Raw genomic sequence first — 20,853 nt, 5'->3', positions numbered from 1 at the left:
CGACATTCACGGCTTTTGGACGGCCTCCCGGAGGGCCGCGAGCACGTCGGGGGACGTCGTGAACTCGCCGAGGCGGACCGGCTTGCGGTCGCCGTGGAAGTCGCTCGATCCGGTCGCAAGCAAGCCCAGGTCGGCGGCTACCGCGCGTAGCCGCTCCCGGACTTCAGGTGGCTGTTCCGGGTGGTCGGCTTCGACACCCGCCAGCCCGGCTGAGGCGAGCGTGGCCAGCTGCGTGTCGGAGACCGAAGCGCGGCGCTTCACCGAGCGCGGATGAGCCAGCACCGTGACGCCGCCCGCCGCGCGGACCAGCGCGATCGCGTCCACCGTGGACAGCACGTGCTTCGGCACGTCGGCGCGGCCGCCGTCGGCGAGCCAGTCCGTGGTGAACGCGCCCGCGGTGTCGGCGACCACGCCCGCGGCCACCAGCGCGGCCGCGACGTGCGGGCGGCCGAGCGAAGCCCCGCCGGCGATCGCCCGGACCTCCTCCAGGGTGATCGGCGCGCCCAGCTCCCGGCAACGCTCGACCATCCGCACCCCGCGGCGCTCCCGGTCGGTCCGGATCAGCTCCAGCTCCGTGGCCAGCGGCGCGTTCCCCGGATCGGCGAAGTAGCCGAGCAGGTGCACCTCGGCGTCATCGAGCCGGCACGAGATCTCCACGCCGGGAACGAGTTCGATGTCCGAAGCGGCGGAAGCCGCGGCCAGGCCCGCGAAGGTGTCGTGGTCGGTGAGGGCGAGCACGGTCAGCCCGGCTTCGGCGGCCAGCCGGGGAAGGTCCGAAGGCGGCGTCGTCCCGTCGGAGGCCGTGCTGTGCGCGTGCAGGTCGATCGTCACGCAGCGGAGGATCTCACAGCAGCCCGGCCTCACTGGCCTTGCCGATCGCCTCGACGCGGTTGCGCGCACCCAGCTTGTGCAGCGCCGACTGCAGGTACGTCTTCACCGTGTTGCGCGCCAGCCCGGTCGACTCCGCGATCTCCGGGTTCGTCTGCCCCTGCGCGGCCAGCCGCAGGACCTCGTACTCGCGGCGGGTCAGGCCGCTGCGGGCCAGCGCGTCCGACCGCTGCCCGGCGTCGGGCAGGATCCGCGGGTCGACGACGCGCTCGCCGCGCAGCACCCGCCGCAGCTCGGTCACCAGCTGCGCGCCGGCGGCGTCCTTGAGCAGGCAACCGTGCGCCCCCGACTCCAGCGCGGCCAGCACGCCCTGGTGGTCGCCGTGCGCGGTGAACACCACGATCTTCCCGTCGGGGTGCACCCGCCGCAGCTCGGTGACGACCTCCGGCGCGAGCATGTCCGGCAGCCGCAGGTCGAGCAGGATCAGGTCCGGCGCCAGCGACGCCACCCGCTCGATCGCCAGCCGCCCGGACTCCGCGGAGCCGACCACGCTCAGGCACGGGTCCGAGCGCAGCAGCAGGGTCACGCCGTCGCGGACCACCGGGTGGTCGTCGACGACGAACACGGTCGCGGGCGTCACGGCCGCACCAGCGGCACCCACGCGCGCAGGGTGCAGCCGTCGTCGTCGTCGCGGACCAGGCTGACCCGGCCGCCGAGGCGCGCGGCACGCCCGGTCAGCGTCCGCAGGCCCATGCCCGTGCCGGGGACGGGCGCCGCACCGGCGCCGTCGTCCGCGACGACCACCTGGACCCCGTCGTCGCTGGGCAGCAGGCTGACGATCACGGACGTCGCCCCGGCGTGCTTCTCGACGTTGAGCAGCCCTTCGCGGACCGCGGACACGAGCAGCGCGGTCCGTTCGGCGTCCAGCGGCGGCACCGCCGCGAGCTGCACGAACCGCGCCGGGACGCCGCAGCGCGCCTGGAACGAGCGGCAGTGCTCGGCCAGCTCGACCGGGAGCGCGCGTTCCGGGCTGGACTCCGACATCGCCAGCAGCGATTCCCGCAGCGCCCCGGCCGCCGCCGAGACGTCCCCTTCCAACTGGCGCAGCCGTGCTTCCAGGCCGGGGTTGCCGTGGGCGTCCGCGTGCAGGTCACGCACCTGGACGCCGATCGAGAACAGCAGCGCGCCGACGGAGTCGTGGAGCGCGCTCTGCATCCGCAGGCGCTCGCCGGCCACCGCGGCCGAGCGGTCCGTCTCGGCGACCTTCGCCAGGTGCAGCGCCGCGCCGGCCTGGCACGCGACCGCTTCCATCCGCCGGACGGCGTCGTCGCCGAAGTCGGCGGGTTCGCGCATGGCCGCGTACGCGATGGCGACGGTCTCGCCGCGCGCGATGATCGGGACGGCGAGCATCGCGGCCAGGCCCTCGCCGCGCACCTGGGCGTCGAAGTGGTGGGTGATCGTCGGCGAGCTGACGTAGTCGGTGACCCGCACCGGCCGGCCCAGCGCCAGCACCCGCCCGCCGATGCCCTGGCCGACGGGGACTTCGAGGTCCTGCAGCGCGTCGGTGCGGTTGCCGGACATCCAGCGGATCACGGCCCGCCCCGGCTCGGTGAGCTCGCCGACGAACCCGGCCTTCGCGCCGACCGTCTCGCGGATCAGGCGCGCGGTTCCGTGCAGCGCGGCGACCCGGTCGAGCGTGCCGAGCAGCTCCTCGCGCTCGCGCAGCAGCTCGCCCAGCACAGCGCTGTACTCGGCGACGTGCTCCTTTGCCGTCACGCGCTCACGATCGCACATCGGAGGTGGTTTCGGACATAGCCGACTGGAGAGGTGCGGACGCCGCCGGTCGACTTGAATGGGGGACGTGGAGATCCTCACCGACGCCGCCACGCTCGCGCTGTACACCACCGACGCGTCCAACTACCGCCACGTGCCCCGCGGCGTGGTGCTGCCGGAGACCGTCGACGACGTCGTCGCCGCGGTCGCCGAGGCCCGCGCGCGTGACCTGCCGGTGATCGCGCGCGGCGGCGGCACGAGCGTCGCCGGGAACGCGTGCGGGCCGGGCCTGGTCATCGACACCTCGCGCCACGTCCGCGGCGTGCTCGCGCTGGACCCGGAGACCCGGCTCGCGCGGGTGCTGCCGGGCACGGTGCTGGACGACCTGCAGGCGGCCGCGGCGCCGCACGGGCTGCGGTTCGGGCCGGACCCGTCGACGCACAGCCGGTGCACGCTCGGCGGGATGATCGGCAACAACGCGTGCGGCTCGCACTCGGTGGCGTGGGGGCGCACGGTCGACGTCGTCCGCTCGCTGGACGTGCTGCTCTACGACGGCACGCGGCTGCGGGTGGGGCGCGGCGAGCCCACCGAAGGCCGGATCTTCGACGAGCTGCGCGCGCTGGTGCGGGACAACCTGGCGTTGCTGCGCAAGGAACTCTCGACGTGGCCGCGGCGCGTCTCCGGCTACGGGCTGGAACACCTGTTGCCGGAGAACGGTTTCGACGTCGCGAAGGCGCTCGTCGGGAGCGAGGGCACCTGCGTGACCATCCTCGAAGCGACCGTCTCGCTCGCCGCGCTCCCGGACCGCAAGGTCCTCGCCGTGCTGGGGTTTTCCTCCGACATCGCCGCGGCGGACGCCGTGCCGCGGATCCTCCCGTGGTCCCCGCTGACCGTCGAAGGCGTGGACGCCGAACTGGTCGCGATGCTGCCGGGCCGGGCGGGCGACCTGCCGCCGGGCGGCGCGTGGCTCTTCGTCGAACTGGCCGGTGACGACCCGGGCGAGCAGGCCCGCGCGCTCGCCTCGTCGCTCGATCTCACCGGGTTCGCGATCCTGGACGACCCGGCCGCACAACGCCGTCTGTGGCGCATCCGCGAGGAAGGCGCCGGGCTGGCGACGCGGCTCGCGGACGGCTCGGAGGCGTGGCCCGGCTGGGAGGACGCCGCCGTCCCGCCCGAGCGGCTCGGCGCGTACCTGCGCGAGTTCAAGGCGTTGATGCGCGCGCACGGACGTCGCAGCGTGGTCTACGGCCACTACGGCGAAGGCTGCCTGCACATGCGGCTGGACTTCGACCTGTTGTCTTCCGAAGGCGTCGCCGGGTTCCGGCGGTTCCTGGAGGAGGCCGCGGACCTCGTCGCCGCGCACGGCGGCTCGCTGTCCGGCGAGCACGGCGACGGCCAGGCGCGCTCCGAGCTGCTGTCGCGCATGTACAGCCCGGAGATGATGGACCTCTTCGCGCGGTTCAAGGGGGTCTTCGACCCGGCCGGCCGGATGAACCCCGGCATCCTGGTGGCGCCGCGGCCGGTCGACGCGAACCTGCGCGTGCGCCCGGCGCCACTGTCCATAGAGGACGTCACGGTGCTGGGTTATCCCGAGGACCGGGGGAGCTTCGGGCAGGCGATGCGGCGCTGCGTCGGCGTGGGGAAGTGCCGCAACACCAGCGGCGGCGGCGTGATGTGCCCGAGCTACCGGGCCACCCGCGAGGAACAGCACTCGACGCGCGGGCGCGCGCACCTGCTCGCGGAGATGATCAACGGCGAAGTCATCACGGACGGCTGGCGATCGAGCGAAGTCCGCGAGGCCCTCGACCTGTGCCTGTCCTGCAAGGGGTGTCTCTCCGACTGCCCGGTCGACGTCGACATGGCGACGTACAAGGCGGAGTTCCTGCACCAGCACTACCGGCGGCGGCCGCGTCCGGCGTCGCACTACTCGATGGGCTGGCTGCCGCTGTGGCTGCGGCTCAGCGCACGCGTCCCGCGGCTGGCCAACGCCGTCGGACGTTCTTCGTTGGCGCGCTGGGTGAAACGGTTCGGCGGGATCGCACCGGAACGCGACCTGCCGTCGTTCGCGCCTTCCCCGTTCACCCGTGCGCGGGCCGACCTGCGCCGCCAGGCGACGGGGGAGCGCCGCGTGGTGCTGTGGCCGGACTCGTTCAACAACTACCTGACGCCTTCGGTGCTCGACGCCGCGTGGGAAGTCCTGACCGCGGCGGGCTACGACGTCGTGCTGCCGGACCGCGGAGTCTGCTGTGGACTGACGTGGGTGTCGACGGGCCAGCTCGGCGTCGCGCGTCGCGTCCTCGACCGGACGCTCGACGTGCTCATGCCGTACCTGGCGGACGGCTACGAGGTGGCGGGCCTGGAACCGAGCTGCACGGCGCTGTTCCGCGGCGACCTGCCCGCGCTCATGCCGGGCGACGCGCGTGCGTCACTGCTGGCATCCCGGACGTTCACGTTCGCCGAACTGCTGGAGCGGGCGCCGATCCCGTTCGCGGCGCTCGATGTCGACGCGATCACGCAGGTGCACTGCCACCAGCACGCGGTGCTGGGCTTCGGCGCCGACGAGGCCGCGCTGGCGGCCGCGGGGGTGCGCAACACGACGCTCGACTCCGGATGTTGTGGCCTGGCCGGCAACTTCGGTTTCGAGCGCGGCCACTACGACGTCTCGAAGGCGGTGGCCGAGGATCGCCTGCTGCCCGCGATTCGCGCGGCTTCCCCGGACACCGTGGTCGTGTCCGACGGCTTCAGCTGCCGGACACAGATCGCCCAGGAGTCGGGGCGGACGCCGGTGCACCTGGCGGAGCTGCTGCGCCGCGCGCTCCCGTGATCATTCGCGCGCGGCGGCTTACGCGCCCGAGAGGCGGATCGCGGCGGCCGGGCAGGTCAGCTCCGCCTGCCGGACGGCGTCCTCCTCGCCGGCGGACGGCTCGGACGCGAGGAGGACGACCGTGCCGTCGTCCTCGCTCTGGTCGAACGTCCCCGGCGCGAGCAGGACGCACTGTCCGGACGAGACGCAGCTTTCCGGGTCGACGGTGATCTTCACGTTCACCACTCCACGGGGACGCGGTCGACGCCGCCGGCGACGCGGTTCACCCGGACGGGGATCTCGTCGAGCCCGACCGAGAGCCGTAGGCCCGGGAAGCGGCGGAACAGCTTGGGGAACACCGTCCGCAGCTCGGTGCGGGCGAGGTTGGCGCCGATGCAGACGTGGGCGCCGGTGCCGAAGGCGAGGTGGACGTTCGGCGTGCGGCCGGGGTCGAACTCGTCGGGGTCGGCGAACACCGACGCGTCGCGGTTGGCCGCGTCGCTCGAGATCAGCACCGCGTCGCCGCGGGCGATCCGGACCCCGGCGATCTCGACGTCCTCGCGCGCGTACCGCAGCAAGCCGGTGCCGCTGGTGGCCGTCAGCCGCAGGATCTCCTCCACGGTCTGGTCCACCTGGCCTTCGGGGTCGGCGGCGAAGCGGTCGCGGCGGTCCGGATCGGTGAGCAGGAACAGGGTGCCCATCGCGATGCGCGTCGACGTCGTCTCGTGGCCGGCGAACAGCAGGCCGGCGCCCATCCGGGCGAGGTCTTCGTCGGTGAAGGCCGGATCGTCGGCCTGGACCGCGACCATGTCGGAGATGACGTCGGCCCGCGGGTCCGTGCGCCTGGCGTCGGCCAGCTTCGTCATGTAGGCCATGAACTCCGCCATCGCCGCCTGGGCGTCTTCGCCGCCGTCCATCAGCGCGATCCGCTCGGACAGCCCGCGGAAGTGCTCGCGGTCGGCGTACGGCACGCCGAGCAGCTCGCAGATCACCAGGACCGGCAGGGGGAACGCGAGGAAGTCGGTCAGGTCGACCGGCTCGCCGGGGTTGGCGTCGCGCGCGGCCTGCAGGTCGTCGAGGCAGCGGTCGGTCAGCTCGGCGATGCGGTCGCCGAGGGCGCGCATGCGGGGCGCGGAGAACGCGGGCGCCAGCATCCGGCGCATCCGCTTGTGCTCCCGCTCTTCGGTTTCGAAGTCGCCGCTCGGGCCGTCCTGCACCGCGGCGTAGGAAATCCGCGACGCCTGTTCCGGCGCCGGGTGCGAGCGGCCGAAGCGGCGGTCCCGGAAGACCTCCTTGGCCTCTTCGTACGACGTCACCAGCCACGCCGGGTCGCCGGCGGGGGTGAGCACCCTGGTCACCGGCGCCTGCCGCCGGAGGACTTCGTAGTCCGGGGCGATCGAGAGCGCGTCGGCGCGGGCGAAGGGAAGTCGAGGCGTCTGTTCGGTGGTGGTCATGCGTCGCTCCTCGGATCGGTTCGGAGGTCGGAAAGCCAGCGGAGTTCGGCGTCGAACCTCCCGAGAACGTGGTGCAGCGCGGTGCGGCTCCACGGGTCGGCCTGCCCGGCGGCGAGCTCGGTCAGCCGCGCCTGCTCGGTGGTCAGCGCGCGGGTCCGGACTTCGAGCACCCGCGCCCGTTCCTCCGGGCGCAGCCACCCGAAGTTCCCGACGCGCGACAGGAACTCCTCCTGGCTGAGCGCCAGCTCCGGCGGGAAGTCCGCGAGCATGTCGTGCAGCAGCTCCCGGCCGACGTCGGTGATCGTGTAGACGTGCCGCGGCGGCTTGGCCTCCTGCTCCTCGGCACTGCGGCTCACCGCGCCGGCGTCGACGAAGCGCCGCAGCGTCGGGTACAGCGAGTTGTTCGACAAGGTGTGGCCCGTCGACGCCTCGACGGCCTTGCGCAGTTCGTAACCGTGCATCGGTTCGGCGGCCAGCTTGGACAGCAAGAGGATCTCGATCCACACCTAGGTCACCGTAACCTAGTCGGCCGTGACCCCGCAATGGCTCACCGTGACATCCGGACGGAAAATTTCCGTTACGCCGGTGTCGCACCTCGCCGGCGATATCGTGGGGAAGACGCAGATGATCGTCCGCGGACCGCGGTCGATGCCGATCGGAAGGTGACGATGAGCTGGCACGTGGAGATCGACGAACACACCTGCATCGGGTCGGGGATGTGCGCCGCCCTGATGCCCGGGGTGTTCGCGCTGGACGGCGCGGTCGCGCACACGGTGACCGACACCGTCGACGGCGACGAGACGGTGCTCGACGCCGCCGACTCCTGCCCGGCGATGGCGATCACGGTGACCGACGGCGGTCGCGAGATCGGCCCGCGTCCCTAGGGCGCGAAGCGGCCGCGCTCGGTGACCACGGCGGTGATCAGCGCGTGCGGGGTGACGTCGAACGCGGGGTTGAACACCTCCGCGTCCGGCGGTGTGATCGGCACCCCGGCGTATTCGGTGAGCTCGCGGGCGTCGCGTTCCTCGATGGCGATCCCCGCGCCGTCCGCGAGTCTGCTGTCCACTGTGGACGACGGGGCGACGACGACGAACGGCACGCCGTGGTGCTTGGCGGCGATCGCCAGGCCATAGGTGCCGATCTTGTTGGCGACGTCGCCGTTGGCCGCGATCCGGTCGGCGCCGACCAGCACGCAGTCGACCAGGCCGCGCGCCATCGCGGCGGCGGCCGCGGAGTCGGGCTGGACGCGGTAGGGCACGCCGGCCTGGGCCAGCTCCCACGCCGTCAGCCGGGCGCCCTGCAGCAGCGGCCGTGTCTCGTCGACGAGGACTTCCTCGACGAGGCCGCGTTCGTGCAGGTGCCAGACGACGCCGAGCGCGCTGCCCCAGCCGACGGTCGCGAGGTGCCCGGCGTTGCAGTGGCTGAGCAGCCGCAGCGGCCGGCGCGGGCACTCGGCCAGCACGATCTCGGCGGCGTGCGCCGACGCCGTCCTGTTCAGTTCTTCGTCCTCGGTGAGCAGCGCTTGTGCTTCCGCGAGGACCGCGTCCGGACCGTCGGGGAGCTTCGCGAGCGCGCGCTCGACGCCCCAGGCCAGGTTGACGGCGGTGGGGCGGGCGTTCGCGATCAGCTCGGCGCCGGCCAGGACGTCACCGCCGAGGCGGGCCGCCAGCGCGACGCCGAGCGCGCCCGCCGCGCCGAGCGCGGGCGCGCCCCGGACGGCGAGCCGCTTGATCGCGTCGACCAGCTCGCCGACGGTCCGCAGCTCCAGGAGCCGGTACTCGGCGGGCAGCGCGGTCTGGTCGATGATGACGATCGCGCCGTCCGCCCAGTCGATGGTCCTGCGCACGTGTCCTCCCGCGAAATCCGGTTGCCGCCCAGGTGATGATGCGACGGTGACCATTGAACGGCAGAACCCGCCCGGGCTGCACACGCCGCCCGGGTACCACCACGTGACGGTGACCGAGGCGCGCCGCACCGTGTACCTGGCCGGCCAGTGCCCCCTCGCCGCCGACGGCCAGGTCGTCGACGGCGGCGTCCTCGAGCAGACCGACCAGGTCGTCGCCAACACGGCGGCCGCGCTGGCGTTCGCGGGCGCCGGGCCGGCGGACGTGGTCCGCACGGTGATCTACGTCGTCACCGACGACCGGGAGACGCTCTCGGCCGTGTGGGACCGGCTCACGGCGTCCGAGATCGGCGCGGCGTTCAGCTCGGCGAGCACCCTGCTGGGTGTCGCCCGGCTCGGGTTCCCGGGGCAGCTGGTCGAGCTGGACGTGACCGCCGCCCTCGCGTGATCAGAGGCCGGCCATCAGGTCGGTCTCCGTGATCCCCGGGCCCTGCCCCGCGCGGATGAACCACTCGGTGCCGAAGGCGAACGCGAACGCGTCGTCCGGCATCGCCAGCATGAACATGTCCTCGCTGATCTGGCTCGGGTGGGCCCGCATCGCCGCCCGCTTCACCGGGGCGTACTTCGCCACGTCGACGGCCGCGGTGATCTCCGCCTCCGGCTTGCCGAACTCGACGTTCTCCGGGGGTTTCGGCGCGGCCTCGGGTGGCATCAGGCCCTGCTCGACGGCCGCTTCGAAGCCTCGTTGCATGAATTCGCGGTTGAAGGTGGCCTGGAAGACGCGGCCGGTGCCGGCCAGCTCGGCGGCGCGGAGGCCGACGCGGTGCACCTGGATGTGGTCCGGGTGGCCGTAGTCGCCGTTGTCGTCGTAGACCGTGAGCACGGCGGCCGACTCCTCGCGCAGGATCGCGGCGAGCTGCTCGGCCGCCTTTTCGACGTCGGCCCGCCAGAAGCACGCCGGGTCGTCGTTCGTCGGCTCGCCCATCATCCCGGAGTCGCGGTAGCCGAGGAACTCGACGCGTTCGACGCCGATGATCTCCGCGGCCGCGTGCGCCTCCTGGACGCGCCGGTCCTCCAGTTTTTCGCCTTCGGCGAGGAAGCCCTCGGGTACTTCGCCGACCTCGCCCTTGGTGGCGACGACGAGCACGACCCGGTGCCCGTCTTCGACGGCTTTGCGCATGACGCCCGCGGTGCGGAGGCATTCGTCGTCCGGGTGGGCGTGGAAGGTGACCAGTGTTGCCATGCTCGCGACGCTACCGGGTGGCGCCGACAAAAACCGCTCGCCGTCGTGCGGTCCTGTCGGACCCCGCCGCTAGGGACCACGATCGTGGACGACGGTGAGAAGAGCACGTTGCTGATGTTCCTGCGGGCGCAACGCGAAAGCGTCCTGGCGATCCTCGACGGGCTCGGCGAGGAAGTGCTGAAGAGCGCGGTCCTGCCGTCCGGCTGGACGCCGCTGGGGATGGTGGAGCACCTCGGGTACGCCGAGCGGCACTGGTTCCAGGAGCGATCGTCACCGGGAACGTTGGCCCGGTAGCCTGGCCGGACGACCACGAGCCGCTGACCACGCCCCGCTCGCCCGACGCGGTCTTCGCGTTCTACCGCGAACAGTGCCGCCGGTCCGACGAGATCTTCGCGGCGACGTCGTTGTCCGCGCCGCCGCGCGAGCGTCACCCCGGCCCGCTCGGTGCCGAGATCACCGATCTGCGCGGGGTGGTGCTGCACATGATCGAGGAGACGGCGCGCCACGCCGGCCACCTGGACGTGGCGCGCGAGCTCATCGACGGACGGACCGGTCTCGGGCCGCGCTAGCCGACCGGTCGCTTCCCGCCGCATCCGGGGAATCACCACCCGGCTTGGTGTCTCGAACGACCAAGGCCGGGTAGTTAAAGATTCCTCTGCCGCGCAAGCGGTCAACGGCACGGCCGTGAATGGCACATTGAGGGACTCTATGTCCCTCAATGCGACATTCACGGACTTCAGAACTTGGTGGCCGGCCAGGTCGTCGCAACCGGGCTGCCGCTGCCGGATGCGGCCGGAAAAAAAATCTTGGCGATCCCGGGCAACCTCGGCGGGCCCGCGGACGTGGAAGAGTCGAGCCGGGAGGGGGCGCAGGGGGGAGCCCGGCGAACGTGAAGGCCTGCTCACCGGCGGCGGACGCCGGTGAGCAGGTCTTCGCGGACTTTACGCCTCGCGCATCGTCGGCAGGCCCAGCGAAACCGGGCCGGTCGTCTGGCACACGTCGTGGCAGGTGTTGTCGAGCGTGCAGCACAGCGAGCAGATCGGGCCGTCCTGCTTCGCGCAGTCCGCGACGTCCGGCAGTTCGTACGGGTCGCCGCAGACCGAGCAGGTGTACGTCGCCCGCAGATCGAGGTCGGTGTCCGGACCGGCGACCGTGTTCGGCCGGGCCAGGTAGTACTTGCCGCGCGTCGCCACGGCCAGCACCGGCACCAGCACCACTGCGATCACGAGTGCGAGCAGCGGGCTGAACGCGGCCAGGAACTGCCCGAAGGCGCCGAAGTACGCCGCGATCGAGACCACCGAAGCGACCAGCATCGAGCCGAACCCGACCGGGTTGATCTTGTGCAGGTAGGCCCGCTTGAACTCGATGTAGCGCGGCGAGAGCCCGAGCGGCTTCGCGATCACCAGGTCGGCGCACACCGCGCCGATCCACGCGATGGCGACGTTCGAGTAGAAGCCCAGGATCTTGTTGAGGAAGCCGAACGCGCCGAACTCCATGAGCGCGAGGGCGATCCCGCAGTTCACCAGCACGTACCAGACCCGGCCGGGGTGCTTGTGCAGCACGCGGGAGAAGAAGTTCGCGAACGACAGCGACCCGGAGTACGCGTTCGTCGTGTTGATCTTGATCTGTGAGACGACGACGAACAGCGCCGCGAACGTCAGCGCCACCGGGCCGAGGGCCGGTTTCACCGCTTCGAGGTACGGCGCGATCGGCTCCAGCGCGGCCGTCTTGCCCACGACGCCGAGCGCGAGGAACGCCAGCAGCGCGCCGCCGATCTGCTTCGCGGCCCCGAGGATCACCCAACCGGGTCCGGCGGCGAGCACCGCGGCCCACCACGACCGCTTGTTCTCCGCCGTCTTCTCCGGCATGAACCGCAGGTAGTCGGCCTGCTCGCCGATCTGCCCGATCAGCGACAGCGCGACGCCCATGCCGAAGCCGAACCCGATCGCGGAGAACCCGGCGCCCGCGCCTTCCGTCCCGCCGAAAGCGGCGAAGTCGGCGAAGCGGCCCGGCTCGCGGACCAGCACGACGACGAACGGCAGCACCAGGCCGGCGATCCACAGCGGCTGCGTCCACGTCTGCATCTTCGCCACCGCGCCCATGCCGTAGAGCGCGAAGGGCAGCACGATCAGCGTGGCGAGGAGGTAGCCGATCGGCAGCGGGATGCCGAGGGCCAGCTCGAACGCCTGACCCATGATCGAGCCTTCGAGCGAGAAGAAGATGACGGTGAAGCTCGCGTACACGAGCGACGTCAGCGTCGACCCGAAGTAGCCGAAGCCGGCTCCGCGGGTCAGCAGGTCCATGTCCACTCCGGACTTCGCGCAGGCGGCCGCGATGGGCACGCCGGTCGTGAAGATGACGACGGCCGCGGCGAGGATCGCCAGCACTCCCGAGGTGAAGCCGTAGGAGAGGACGATGCTGGCGCCGATCGCGAAGTCGGCGAGGTAGGCGATGCCGCCCAGCGCCGTCGTCGCGACCACGAACGGGGACCACTTGCGGAACGAGTGAGCGGCGAAGCGCAGCGAATAGTCCTCGCGGTTTTCGTTCGCCGCGAGCGGGGCGTACCGGCGCTTCGGTGGAGCGCCTTCTTCGGCGCTGGACAGGGTCTCGGTCATGCCTGCCTCCGGGGGTGGTGGGAACGGGCCGAAGGTAGGGGCGTCCTGTATCGATCCTGGTCCGGCAGGTAACGCGAGCGTTACAGCTTGCTGTCCTGCGGTTACGGGCTGGTGGCCGCGAAGCGGGTGGCGGGTGTCACCGTTCAGTGGGTTCCGCCGCAGCTCGGAAGGCCTTAACGTGCCTAGAGCCGAAGTCGACGGATGCCCCGACCGGGCGTGGAGGTTTGGCGATGATGCCGGAGATCGAGGACCAGGTGGAAGACGCCATCGTGCGCCTGCCCGGAATGCGCGTCGCCTACGACGGCGCGGCGTTCGACGAATCCGCGCTGGCGGCCACCTGGACCGACCAGCTGCAGGGCTGGCTGAACCAGGCCGTCGCCGCCGGGATCGCCGAACCGAACGCGATGGTGCTGGCCACGGCGGACGCCGAAGGCCGGCCGTCGTCCCGCACCGTGCTGTGCAAGGGCCTCGACGACCGCGGTGTCGTGTTCTACACGAACTACACGTCGGCGAAGAGCCACGACCTGACCGCGACGCGCTACGCGTCGGTGACGTTCCCCTGGTACGCGCTCCACCGCCAGGTCCACGTCCGCGGCGAGGTCGAGAAGGTCGGTGTCAAGGAGACGGCGGAGTACTGGGCCCAGCGGCCGCGCGGCTCGCAGCTCGGGGCGTGGGCGTCGCCGCAGTCCCGGGTGGTCGACGGGCGCCGCGCGCTGGACAACGCGCTGCACGGCATCGAGCGCCGCTTCGCGGACGTCGAGCACATCCCGGCCCCGCCCCACTGGGGCGGCTGGCGGATCCGGCCGGACCTGGTCGAGTTCTGGCAGGGCCGCGAGGACCGCATGCACGACCGGCTGCGCTACATGCGCACCGACGACGGCTGGCACATCGAACGCGTCGCCCCCTGAGTCCCAAGCGCCCCAATGTGGCGTTCGGTGCGTCCAACGCACCGAACGCCACATTGGGTGCGCTGGACGCAACCAACGCCACATTGGGGCGCTCGGCCGCGCGACGAAAATCACGCGACCCGAGATAGTTAGCCGAGCTAAGCTCGCGTGTTGTGACTGGTGGTGAACCGGGGACCGTGGCGCCCCGCTCGGGCGTTCGTGGGCTTCTCGGCCGCATCATCGTCGACACGCGGCCGCTGAAGATCCCGGCCTTCCGGCGGCTCTGGCTGTCCACTGTGGTCACCGCCGTCGGCACGCAGCTGACCGCCGTCGCCGTGCCCAAGCAGGTCTTCGACCTCACCGGGTCCTCCGCGTACGTCGGCCTCACCGGGCTTGTCGCCCTCGTCCCGCTGCTGGTCTTCGGGCTCTGGGGCGGCGCCGTCGCCGATGCCGTCGACCGGCGGAAGCTCCTCTTCGTCACCAACGTCGGTGTCACGATCACCTCCGCGCTGCTCTGGCTGCAGGCGTTCGCGCACTTCGGCTCGGTGTGGCTCGTCCTCGGCCTGCTGGCCGTCAACCAGGCGTTCTTCGCGATCAACATGCCCACCCGCGGCGCCGTCGTCGCCCGGCTCGTGCCCGCCGAGCTGCTGCCGTCCGCGAACGCCCTCAACACCACGATGTCGACGTTCGGCGCCGTCTTCGGCCCGCTGATGGCCGGCGCGCTGATCCCCGTCCTCGGCCTCTCGACGCTCTACCTGATCGACGTCATCGCCTTGACGATCACGCTCGCGGCGGTCTGGCGGCTGCCGTCGATCCCGCCGCTCAACGGCCCGTCGCGCCGGGCGGGCTTCAGCGACGTCCTCGACGGCTTCAAGTACCTCGCGGGGCAGAAGATCCTGCTGGCCTCGTTCGTCGCCGACATCATCGCGATGGTCTTCGGGATGCCGCGGGCGCTGATCCCCGAGATGGCCGAGCGCACGTTCGGCGACCCGCCCGGCGGCGGCCCCGCCCTCGGCTGGCTCTACGCCGCGCTGCCCGCCGGCGCGATGCTGATCGGGCTGTTCTCCGGCTGGCTGACGCGCATCCACCGCCAGGGTGTCGCGGTGGTCGTGGCGGTCTGCGCGTGGGGCGCGGCGGTGGCCGCGTTCGGGCTCGCGCACTCGCTGTGGCTCGCCGTCGTCTTCATGGCGCTGGCCGGGGCCGCGGACATGGTCAGCGCGGTCTACCGGATGGCGATTCTGCAGGTCGCGACCACCGACGAGATGCGCGGACGGCTCCAGGGCGTGTTCACGGTGGTGGTCGCCGGCGGCCCGCGGATCGCCGACCTCACCCACGGCTGGGGTGCCGCCGCGTTCGGCACGACGGCCGCCGCGACCACCGGTGGCCTGCTGGTGATCGTGCTGGTCCTGGCTTCGATGCTGGTGCTCCCGGCGTTCTGGCGGTACCGGGCGCCGAGCGGGTAGGCCGTTCGGACTATGGTGCGGGACATGCGTACTTTCGCTGTCGCCTTAGTCGCTTTTGTCGCTTTGACCGCCTGCTCCTCGGGGGACAAGCCGTCGACGACGACATCGTCGTCCGCCGCCCCGAAGCCGGCGCCGACGAGTTCGAAGGCCGCGGCGGCGTCACTCGACCCGTGCGCGCTCCTGCCCGCCGACGCCGTGGCGAAGGCGATCTCGGTCCCCGACCTCAAGGCCGTGCCGGGCCCGGTCCAGGACAACACCGCCAACGGCGGCAAGGCGCGCAGCTGCGAGTACCAGCTGAACGGCAAGGCCGCGGGCGCGCTCGCGGTGACCCGGTACGAGGGCCGCCAGGCGAAGCCCGCCGAAATGGTGGCGTCGATCAAGAAGGCGAAGGCGGGCTCGCAGGACGTCGCCGGCTTCCCGGACGGCGCCGTCTACTACATCGACGAGCAGAAGACGGCGACCCTCGCCTCGGCCGAGCTGGTGGCCGGGACGCCGGTGCTGGTCAACTACACCGGCCCGGCGAAGATGACGCCGGAGATGATGGCCCCGCTGGTCAAGCAGGCCCTCGCGGCGAGCTGATCAGGCCCAGCCGACGAGCTGCCGTTCCGACACCGTTCCGGTGGCCGGCAGCTGCGGGAGCGCGGGCCGCGCGACCGCGCCCGGAGTGACCGGCGAGGCGAACCACTCGCCCTGGTAGGTCTGATAGAGCACGGTGGCCGTGTCCGGCGCGGCGGCAGCCTTGCCGATCATCGGCTCGGACTTCTCGACGAGCTTGGTCAGCTGCGGTGTCCCGCCGTCGAGGTGCAGCCGCATCAGCACGCCGTGCTCGTCCGAGCCGGTGACGGCGGACATCAGCGCCGTAGTGGCGTCGAGCGCGGTGACGAACTGGTAGGTGGCGCCGGGCTCTTCGTAGTAGGCGTACGCGATCGCGCCCGCCGAGTCGGCCAGATAAGCCAGCCGGTCGCCGGCGTGCCGGACGTCCCGCCAGGTCAGCACCTTGCCCTGCGGATCGACCCACCAGTCCTCGACGTGCTGGTCGGAACTGCCGCTCGGCACGATGTCGGCTTCCTTCACCGGCTGACCGAGCTGCCGGTAGTCGACGGAGTAGACCGCCTTGTCGTCGTCGAAGTACAGCTTCGACCCGACGGGGCTGAACTGCGGGTTCTGGAACCGCGAGGCCCGCTCGCTCATCGACCGTTCCGGGGCCGGCACGCTACCCGTGCGTTCGTACCGCCGGTCGGCGGCGTTGAGCATGAAGACGTCGACGCCTTCGTCGGTCTCGAGGGTCGCGTACTGGCCGTCGGGGGAGACGAGGTCCAGTTTGGTGGCCGGCCCGTCGAAGCGGTTCAGGGAACTGTCGTACCCGGGCAGGGACAGGGTCGTCCTCGCCGCGCCGGAGACCGGATCGGCGAAGACGACGTCGTCGAGACCGGTCTTCTCGGAGTGCTGCAGCAGGACGATTCCCGAGAGATCGAGCGGCGCCGCTTCCGGCGCCGCGGCGGCGGCCGGTGCGGGCGTGCCGCCGTTCCCGCAGGCCGTGACCAGCACCGCGACCGCCGCGATCAAGGCCGCACTCCACCACTTCTTCGTCACCGCTGAACCTCCTTCGTCGCGGCTCAGATGCGACGGGAGATCATCCGGTTCCCCCGATCAGCGGCCGATTCCCTCAGCGGCGCAGTGCCGCGAGTTCGACCGGGCTGTGTGCCGAGAACACCGTGACCTCGTCCTGGTGGTTCCTGACCAGCTCGTGCAGCCGCGCCAGGTTCTCCAGCCGGGCCGCGCGGATCGTCTGGACGATGTTCTGGAACGCGGTCAGGCCCGGCGGGCAGTGCGGCGTGACCGGGTCCAGCTGGCCGTGGAAGAAGTACGCGTCGCCGGCGTGCAGGAGCCAGCCGTCGCCGGTGTCGACCGCCACGCCCGTGTGGCCGCGCGTGTGGCCGGTGAGCGGGACCAGCAGGATCTCCTCCGGCAGGCCCTTCAGCGAGCGGACCGCTTCGAAGCCGAACCACGGCTCGCCCAGCTCGTCGTACGTGCTCCACAACGGACGGTGCGCGAACTGCGCCGCGCGGTAGCGGTACTTTTCCCCCGCGTTCGCGGGCGCCGTCGCGGACTGGTGCTCCTCCGCCCGGACGTGCACGATGGCGTTCGGGAAGTCGGCCAGCCCGCCCGCGTGGTCGACGTCGAGGTGGGTCGCCACGATGTGCCGGACGTCGGCGGGGTCGAGATCCAGCGCCTCGATCTGCGCGACGGCCGTCTCGGCGGCCTCGGGCTTGGCGCCGACCATCGCCAGGAACGGCTGGCCCAGCCAGGCGGCGGGGCGGGCCACGCCCTGGCTGCCGAACCCGGTGTCGACCAGCACCAGGCTGTCGCCGGTCTCGATCAGCAGGCAGTGGGCGACCAGTTCCGCCCGCCGCAGCAGGCCGGGCTCGCCGTCGAGCACCTTCCCGCCCACCGGGCGCATCGTTCCGCAGTTCAGGTGGTGCACCTTCATACCCTGCTCCTGGTGCTCAGCCGGAGGAACTCGGTCTCGTCGTGCGCGGCGAAGACGGTGACCTCCTCGCCGTGCTCCTGAACAAGCTGGCGCAGGCGGCCGTGATTGTCCAGCCGGGCACGCTTCACCGTCTCCGTTCGGCCCTCGAACCACTTCAGGCCCGGCGGGCAGTGCGGCGCGACGGGATCGACCTGGCCGTGGAAGAAGTACGAGTCACCGGCGTTGAGCAGCCAGCCGTCACCGGTGTCGACGGCGACCCCGGCGTGTCCGCGTGTGTGCCCGGACAGCGGGATCAGCAGGATCTCGGGCGGCAGGCCGTCGAGCTGCCGCACGGCGTCGAAGCCGAACCACGGCTCGCCGGTGTCCGCATAGGAGGTCCACTGTGGACCATGGGAGAACTGGATGGTGCGGTAGCGGCCGCGCTCGGCGGCGTCACGTGGTTCCTGGAACGCCCGCAGCTCTTCGGCGTAGACGTGCACGCGCGCCCACGGGAAGTCGATGAGCCCGCCGGCGTGGTCGAGGTCGAGGTGGGTCAGCACGATGTCGCGGACGTCCGCCGGGTCGAAGCCGAGCGCGCGGATCTGGGCGATCGCGGTCTGCGACGGGTCTTCGACGGGGTTCGACTGGCGGACGAAGCCGGCGCCGAGCCAGGCGTTCCGGTCGACGGCGGCGGGGGTGCCCATGCCGGTCTCGACGAGCACCAGTCCGGTGCCGGTTTCGAGCAGCAGGCAGTGGCAGACCATGGTGGCGCGCCGGAACAGGCCCGGCTTGCCGTCGATCAGCTTGCCGCCGAGTGGTCGCAGGGTGCCGCAGTTGAGGTGGTGGACGCGCATCAGGAGAACTCCCGGTCGAGGGTGGCGTGTAGGTGGGTGGCGACGGCGCGCAGTGGCGCGAGGTCGCGGCGGGTGCGGGCCAGCAGCAGCCCGCCTTCGATGGCGGCGAGCACGACGGTGGCCAGCTCGTCCGCGCGTTCGGGGGAAAGTCCTTGTCCGGCAAGGTATCCGGCGAAGACGTCGTGCCAGGACGAGTAGCCGTCCACGCAGGCCTCCCGGATGGGTTCGCTCGCCGCGGCGGCGTCGAGCGCGACCGTCGCGAGTGGACAGCCACGCTGGAAGTCCGACGCGGTCAGGAAACTCGCCAGCGCGTCGACGGCGCGGTCGATCGCGGTCGCCGCGTCGGGAGCGTCGTGCAGGATCGCTTCGAGCAGCGCGCCGGTGCGTTGGCTCGAAAGCTGGACGGCTTCGGCGGCGAGCTGCTCCTTGCCGCCGGGGAAGTGGAAGTAGAGCGATCCCTTCGGTGCGCCACCGGCCGTCGTCAGCTGGGTGAGGCCGGTGGCGTGGTAGCCCTGGGTCTGGAAGAGGTCGGCGGCGGTGTCGAGCATCCGCTGCCGCGTGTCGGTGCGGCGAACCATGACGCCGACTGTAGCGCAAACTATGACGACCGGTCTAGTGAGTTCGTGTCTCGGTAAGGTCGTGGGCATGGGCAACCCGACCGGTCAGCAGTTCGAGATCACCCGCGGCAACGCGCGCGCCGTCGTCACCGAGATCGGCGCGGGGCTGCGCGCCTTCGAGGTCGGCGGAGTGCCGTACGTCGAAGAATTCCCCGAAGACGCGAAGCCGCCGATGGGCGCCGGGCAGGTGCTGCTGCCGTGGCCGAACCGGACCAAGGGCGGCCAGTGGACGTTCCAGGGTGCGCAGCAGCAGCTCGAGATCACCGAGGAGGCGCGTGGCAACGCGATCCACGGCCTGACCCGCCACCTCGAGTGGGAGCTGCTGGAGCACGCCGAGTCGTCGATCACCCTCGCCGTCGACGTCGAGGTGCGGCCCGGCTGGCCGGTGCCGCTGCGCGCGACCGTCACCTACGAGCTCGCGCCGCGCGAACTGACCGTCACCCACGAGATTCGCAACGAGGGTGAGCAGCCGATCGGCGTCGGCGTCGGCACGCACCCGTACTTCCGGATCGGCGACGTCCCGACCGACGAGCTGACCCTCACCCTGCCGGCGAGCCGCGTCCGGCCGTCCCTCCCCGACGAGCAGATGCCGTACGCGCCGGAGCAGGACGTCGACGGCACCGAGTACGACTTCCGCTCCGGACGGGTGTTGGCGGGCGTCAACCTGGACACGGCGTTCGGCGGGCTCGCGGCGGCCGAGGACGGCCTGCACCACATCGTCCTGAGCCACGGGGAGCAGGAGGTGCTCGTCTGGACCGGCCCGGACTTCCGCTGGGCGCAGGTGTTCACCCCGGACGACCTCGTCGGCCGCGGCCGGGCCGTCGCGATCGAGCCGATGACCTGCCCCGCCGACGCGCTCAACACCGGCACCGACCTGATCGAGCTCGAGCCGGCGACGTCGTGGTCGGGCGGCTGGGGTATCCGGGTCCGGTGAAGCGGGGCGGTGGAGGAGCCTGCGCCGGTGACGGTGTTTCGGCTGCTCACCGGCTCTTGGCGATGCTCTCTGGCCGGCACCACGGGGTGCCGGCCAGAGAGCGCAAACACGTAGGCGTGAGCCCTACGTCGAGGTTCCGCCCGATGGAAACGTCCCGCGACCTGCCCAAAACAGGGCATCCAACCCGGATATCCAGGCGGCCGGATCATCATCACTCGGCACAAGACCGGCACGCTACAGGGTAAGCATCACGAAGTGCGGCTGGAGTATTAACCCGGAAGGCTTGAATTTTTTCCCCTTTTACCTCGGGATTTCCGGCCTGCGCCACCCTATCGGATGATTCCCATTGTTCGTCCTGTTCAACCCTGATCATACCGTGCGATCATCTGATCTGATTTCGTGCCAAAAGAGCAGTAAGCGGTTCGAGAAAGGACAGTCAATGCGCGGGAAGATTCTGAGATCCTTGGCGAATGCCGTCGTGCTGGGGAGCCTGCTGATCACCACGTCCGCCGTCGCCAACGCCGCACCGGAGGCTCCCGCGACCGAGGCCAGCTGGTCCGGCTGGGAGGACCTGGGCGGCGTCATCGTCGCAGGGCCCGCCGTGTCCTCCTGGTCGGGAAACCGCCTCGATGTATTCGCCACGGGCACCGACAACCACATGTGGCACAAGTGGTGGAACGGTTCCGGTTGGTCCGGCTGGGAAGACCTCGGCGGCGTCATCATCGACAACCCCGCGGCCGTGTCCTGGGGGCCGAACCGAATCGACACCTTCGCCCGCGGCACAAACAACAACCTGTATCACAAGTGGTGGAACGGTTCCAGTTGGTCCGGCTGGGAGAACCTGGGCGGCACCATCATCGCAGGCCCCACCGTGTCCTCCTGGTCGGGAAACCGCCTCGATGTATTCGCCACGGGCACCAACAACCACATGTGGCACAAGTGGTGGAACGGTTCCAGCTGGTCCGGCTGGCAGGACCTCGGCGGCGTCATCATCGACAACCCCGCGGCCGTGTCCTGGGGGCCGAACCGAATCGACACCTTCGCCCGCGGCACAAACAACAACCTGTAT

23 protein-coding genes are annotated in these 20,853 nt (G+C 71.4%); 10 read left to right on the top strand and 13 right to left on the bottom strand.

Annotated features, from left to right (window positions below; all coding sequences use genetic code 11):
* Positions 1 to 6: 6 nt before the first annotated feature.
* The 3 genes from AB0M82_RS34800 to AB0M82_RS34790 are packed head-to-tail and all read right to left on the bottom strand — an operon-like array spanning position 7 to position 2,622.
* Entirely contained in the window at positions 7 to 831 is an 825-nt protein-coding gene (locus AB0M82_RS34800) for a PHP domain-containing protein (protein WP_364731259.1), read from the bottom strand.
* A gap of 13 nt (positions 832 to 844) precedes the next feature.
* On the bottom strand, positions 845 to 1,468 hold the full coding sequence (locus AB0M82_RS34795; RefSeq protein WP_364731256.1) for a response regulator transcription factor: 624 nt from the start codon (positions 1,466 to 1,468) through the stop codon (positions 845 to 847).
* Positions 1,465 to 2,622 (bottom strand): GAF domain-containing protein, encoded by a 1,158-nt coding sequence (locus AB0M82_RS34790; RefSeq protein WP_364731253.1) that lies wholly within the window; start codon positions 2,620 to 2,622, stop codon positions 1,465 to 1,467. The genes AB0M82_RS34795 and AB0M82_RS34790 overlap by 4 nt, the downstream gene beginning before the upstream one ends.
* 67 nt (positions 2,623 to 2,689) lie before the next feature.
* Between AB0M82_RS34790 and AB0M82_RS34785 the strand changes: the two genes are divergently transcribed.
* Positions 2,690 to 5,425: an FAD-binding and (Fe-S)-binding domain-containing protein gene (locus AB0M82_RS34785; RefSeq protein WP_364731250.1), complete on the top strand. Its 2,736-nt coding sequence runs from the start codon at positions 2,690 to 2,692 to the stop codon at positions 5,423 to 5,425.
* An 18-nt stretch (positions 5,426 to 5,443) separates the two neighbouring features.
* Here AB0M82_RS34785 and AB0M82_RS34780 read toward each other — a convergent pair whose 3' ends face one another.
* The 3 genes from AB0M82_RS34780 to AB0M82_RS34770 are packed head-to-tail and all read right to left on the bottom strand — an operon-like array spanning position 5,444 to position 7,364.
* Positions 5,444 to 5,641, bottom strand: a complete 198-nt coding sequence (locus AB0M82_RS34780) for a ferredoxin (protein WP_364731247.1) — start codon at positions 5,639 to 5,641, stop codon at positions 5,444 to 5,446.
* Positions 5,642 to 5,643: 2 nt separating this feature from the next.
* A complete protein-coding gene (locus AB0M82_RS34775) occupies positions 5,644 to 6,858 on the bottom strand; it encodes a cytochrome P450 (protein ID WP_364731244.1) in 1,215 nt (404 codons plus the stop codon).
* Complete coding sequence (locus tag AB0M82_RS34770; RefSeq protein WP_364731242.1) at positions 6,855 to 7,364, bottom strand: PadR family transcriptional regulator; 510 nt, start codon at positions 7,362 to 7,364, stop codon at positions 6,855 to 6,857. The genes AB0M82_RS34775 and AB0M82_RS34770 overlap by 4 nt, the downstream gene beginning before the upstream one ends.
* 162 nt (positions 7,365 to 7,526) lie before the next feature.
* Here AB0M82_RS34770 and AB0M82_RS34765 point away from each other — a divergent pair, with 162 nt between their 5' ends.
* Positions 7,527 to 7,742 carry a ferredoxin gene (locus AB0M82_RS34765; RefSeq protein ID WP_364731239.1) on the top strand — a complete coding sequence of 72 codons (216 nt, stop codon included), beginning with the start codon at positions 7,527 to 7,529 and terminating at the stop codon, positions 7,740 to 7,742.
* On the opposite strand, the gene mtnA is transcribed toward AB0M82_RS34765, so the two are convergent.
* Positions 7,739 to 8,704, bottom strand: coding sequence for an S-methyl-5-thioribose-1-phosphate isomerase (gene mtnA / locus AB0M82_RS34760; protein ID WP_364731236.1), 966 nt, complete (start codon positions 8,702 to 8,704; stop codon positions 7,739 to 7,741). The two genes, AB0M82_RS34765 and mtnA, sit on opposite strands and share 4 nt — an antisense overlap.
* A 46-nt stretch (positions 8,705 to 8,750) precedes the next feature.
* Here mtnA and AB0M82_RS34755 point away from each other — a divergent pair, with 46 nt between their 5' ends.
* Positions 8,751 to 9,149 (top strand): RidA family protein, encoded by a 399-nt coding sequence (locus tag AB0M82_RS34755; RefSeq protein WP_364731233.1) that lies wholly within the window; start codon positions 8,751 to 8,753, stop codon positions 9,147 to 9,149.
* Here the strand turns inward: AB0M82_RS34755 and AB0M82_RS34750 are convergent, their stop codons facing one another.
* Positions 9,150 to 9,944: a PIG-L family deacetylase gene (locus AB0M82_RS34750; protein WP_364731231.1), complete on the bottom strand. Its 795-nt coding sequence runs from the start codon at positions 9,942 to 9,944 to the stop codon at positions 9,150 to 9,152. It lies immediately after the preceding gene.
* Positions 9,945 to 10,028: 84 nt separating this feature from the next.
* Between AB0M82_RS34750 and AB0M82_RS34745 the strand changes: the two genes are divergently transcribed.
* Both AB0M82_RS34745 and AB0M82_RS34740 read left to right on the top strand, forming a co-directional pair.
* On the top strand, positions 10,029 to 10,238 hold the full coding sequence (locus tag AB0M82_RS34745; protein ID WP_364731228.1) for a DUF664 domain-containing protein: 210 nt from the start codon (positions 10,029 to 10,031) through the stop codon (positions 10,236 to 10,238).
* Positions 10,148 to 10,513 (top strand): DUF664 domain-containing protein, encoded by a 366-nt coding sequence (locus AB0M82_RS34740; protein WP_364731373.1) that lies wholly within the window; start codon positions 10,148 to 10,150, stop codon positions 10,511 to 10,513. Before AB0M82_RS34745 ends, AB0M82_RS34740 begins: the two co-directional genes overlap by 91 nt.
* Before the next feature lie 372 nt (positions 10,514 to 10,885).
* Here the strand turns inward: AB0M82_RS34740 and AB0M82_RS34735 are convergent, their stop codons facing one another.
* Complete coding sequence (locus AB0M82_RS34735) at positions 10,886 to 12,559, bottom strand: hypothetical protein (protein WP_364731225.1); 1,674 nt, start codon at positions 12,557 to 12,559, stop codon at positions 10,886 to 10,888.
* 230 nt (positions 12,560 to 12,789) lie between these two features.
* Between AB0M82_RS34735 and pdxH the strand changes: the two genes are divergently transcribed.
* The 3 genes from pdxH to AB0M82_RS34720 all read left to right on the top strand — a co-directional run bounded on the left by pdxH (position 12,790) and on the right by AB0M82_RS34720 (position 15,488).
* Positions 12,790 to 13,467 (top strand): pyridoxamine 5'-phosphate oxidase, encoded by a 678-nt coding sequence (pdxH, locus tag AB0M82_RS34730; protein ID WP_364731223.1) that lies wholly within the window; start codon positions 12,790 to 12,792, stop codon positions 13,465 to 13,467.
* A 176-nt stretch (positions 13,468 to 13,643) separates the two neighbouring features.
* Positions 13,644 to 14,909 carry an MFS transporter gene (locus AB0M82_RS34725; RefSeq protein WP_364731220.1) on the top strand — a complete coding sequence of 422 codons (1,266 nt, stop codon included), beginning with the start codon at positions 13,644 to 13,646 and terminating at the stop codon, positions 14,907 to 14,909.
* 24 nt (positions 14,910 to 14,933) lie between these two features.
* The gene (locus AB0M82_RS34720) at positions 14,934 to 15,488 is read left to right on the top strand and encodes a DUF3558 family protein (protein ID WP_364731218.1); all 555 of its coding nucleotides are present in this window, start codon (positions 14,934 to 14,936) and stop codon (positions 15,486 to 15,488) included.
* Here AB0M82_RS34720 and AB0M82_RS34715 read toward each other — a convergent pair whose 3' ends face one another.
* The 4 genes from AB0M82_RS34715 to AB0M82_RS34700 all read right to left on the bottom strand — a co-directional run bounded on the left by AB0M82_RS34715 (position 15,489) and on the right by AB0M82_RS34700 (position 18,811).
* Positions 15,489 to 16,502 (bottom strand): hypothetical protein, encoded by a 1,014-nt coding sequence (locus AB0M82_RS34715; RefSeq protein ID WP_364731215.1) that lies wholly within the window; start codon positions 16,500 to 16,502, stop codon positions 15,489 to 15,491.
* A gap of 73 nt (positions 16,503 to 16,575) precedes the next feature.
* Positions 16,576 to 17,400: an MBL fold metallo-hydrolase gene (locus tag AB0M82_RS34710; protein ID WP_364731212.1), complete on the bottom strand. Its 825-nt coding sequence runs from the start codon at positions 17,398 to 17,400 to the stop codon at positions 16,576 to 16,578.
* A complete protein-coding gene (locus AB0M82_RS34705) occupies positions 17,397 to 18,233 on the bottom strand; it encodes an MBL fold metallo-hydrolase (RefSeq protein WP_364731210.1) in 837 nt (278 codons plus the stop codon). Before AB0M82_RS34705 ends, AB0M82_RS34710 begins: the two co-directional genes overlap by 4 nt.
* A complete protein-coding gene (locus AB0M82_RS34700) occupies positions 18,233 to 18,811 on the bottom strand; it encodes a TetR/AcrR family transcriptional regulator (RefSeq protein ID WP_364731207.1) in 579 nt (192 codons plus the stop codon). The genes AB0M82_RS34705 and AB0M82_RS34700 overlap by 1 nt, the downstream gene beginning before the upstream one ends.
* A gap of 67 nt (positions 18,812 to 18,878) precedes the next feature.
* Here AB0M82_RS34700 and AB0M82_RS34695 point away from each other — a divergent pair, with 67 nt between their 5' ends.
* Together AB0M82_RS34695 and AB0M82_RS34690 are read left to right on the top strand one after the other, a co-directional pair.
* On the top strand, positions 18,879 to 19,784 hold the full coding sequence (locus tag AB0M82_RS34695; RefSeq protein WP_364731205.1) for an aldose 1-epimerase family protein: 906 nt from the start codon (positions 18,879 to 18,881) through the stop codon (positions 19,782 to 19,784).
* Between the two features lie 463 nt (positions 19,785 to 20,247).
* A partial coding sequence (locus AB0M82_RS34690) for a carbohydrate-binding protein (RefSeq protein ID WP_364731203.1) occupies positions 20,248 to 20,853 on the top strand: 606 nt, incomplete at its 3' end.

The organism is Amycolatopsis sp. NPDC051128 (assembly GCF_040682715.1).
Lineage (GTDB): Bacteria > Actinomycetota > Actinomycetes > Mycobacteriales > Pseudonocardiaceae > Amycolatopsis.
This window is presented reverse-complemented; position numbering and strand designations above follow the sequence as displayed.

What these genes read in the sequence shown, in the direction of transcription:
- AB0M82_RS34720 (WP_364731218.1), top strand. Translation starts at nt 14,934, where the DNA reads ATGCGTACTTTCGCTGTCGCCTTAGTCGCTTTTGTCGCTTTGACCGCC.
- AB0M82_RS34735 (WP_364731225.1), bottom strand. Translation starts at nt 12,559, where the DNA reads ATGACCGAGACCCTGTCCAGCGCCGAAGAAGGCGCTCCACCGAAGCGC.
- AB0M82_RS34710 (WP_364731212.1), bottom strand. Translation starts at nt 17,400, where the DNA reads ATGAAGGTGCACCACCTGAACTGCGGAACGATGCGCCCGGTGGGCGGG.
- AB0M82_RS34695 (WP_364731205.1), top strand. Translation starts at nt 18,879, where the DNA reads ATGGGCAACCCGACCGGTCAGCAGTTCGAGATCACCCGCGGCAACGCG.
- AB0M82_RS34790 (WP_364731253.1), bottom strand. Translation starts at nt 2,622, where the DNA reads ATGTGCGATCGTGAGCGCGTGACGGCAAAGGAGCACGTCGCCGAGTAC.
- AB0M82_RS34705 (WP_364731210.1), bottom strand. Translation starts at nt 18,233, where the DNA reads ATGCGCGTCCACCACCTCAACTGCGGCACCCTGCGACCACTCGGCGGC.
- AB0M82_RS34765 (WP_364731239.1), top strand. Translation starts at nt 7,527, where the DNA reads ATGAGCTGGCACGTGGAGATCGACGAACACACCTGCATCGGGTCGGGG.
- AB0M82_RS34700 (WP_364731207.1), bottom strand. Translation starts at nt 18,811, where the DNA reads ATGGTTCGCCGCACCGACACGCGGCAGCGGATGCTCGACACCGCCGCC.
- AB0M82_RS34775 (WP_364731244.1), bottom strand. Translation starts at nt 6,858, where the DNA reads ATGACCACCACCGAACAGACGCCTCGACTTCCCTTCGCCCGCGCCGAC.
- AB0M82_RS34750 (WP_364731231.1), bottom strand. Translation starts at nt 9,944, where the DNA reads ATGGCAACACTGGTCACCTTCCACGCCCACCCGGACGACGAATGCCTC.
- pdxH (WP_364731223.1), top strand. Translation starts at nt 12,790, where the DNA reads ATGATGCCGGAGATCGAGGACCAGGTGGAAGACGCCATCGTGCGCCTG.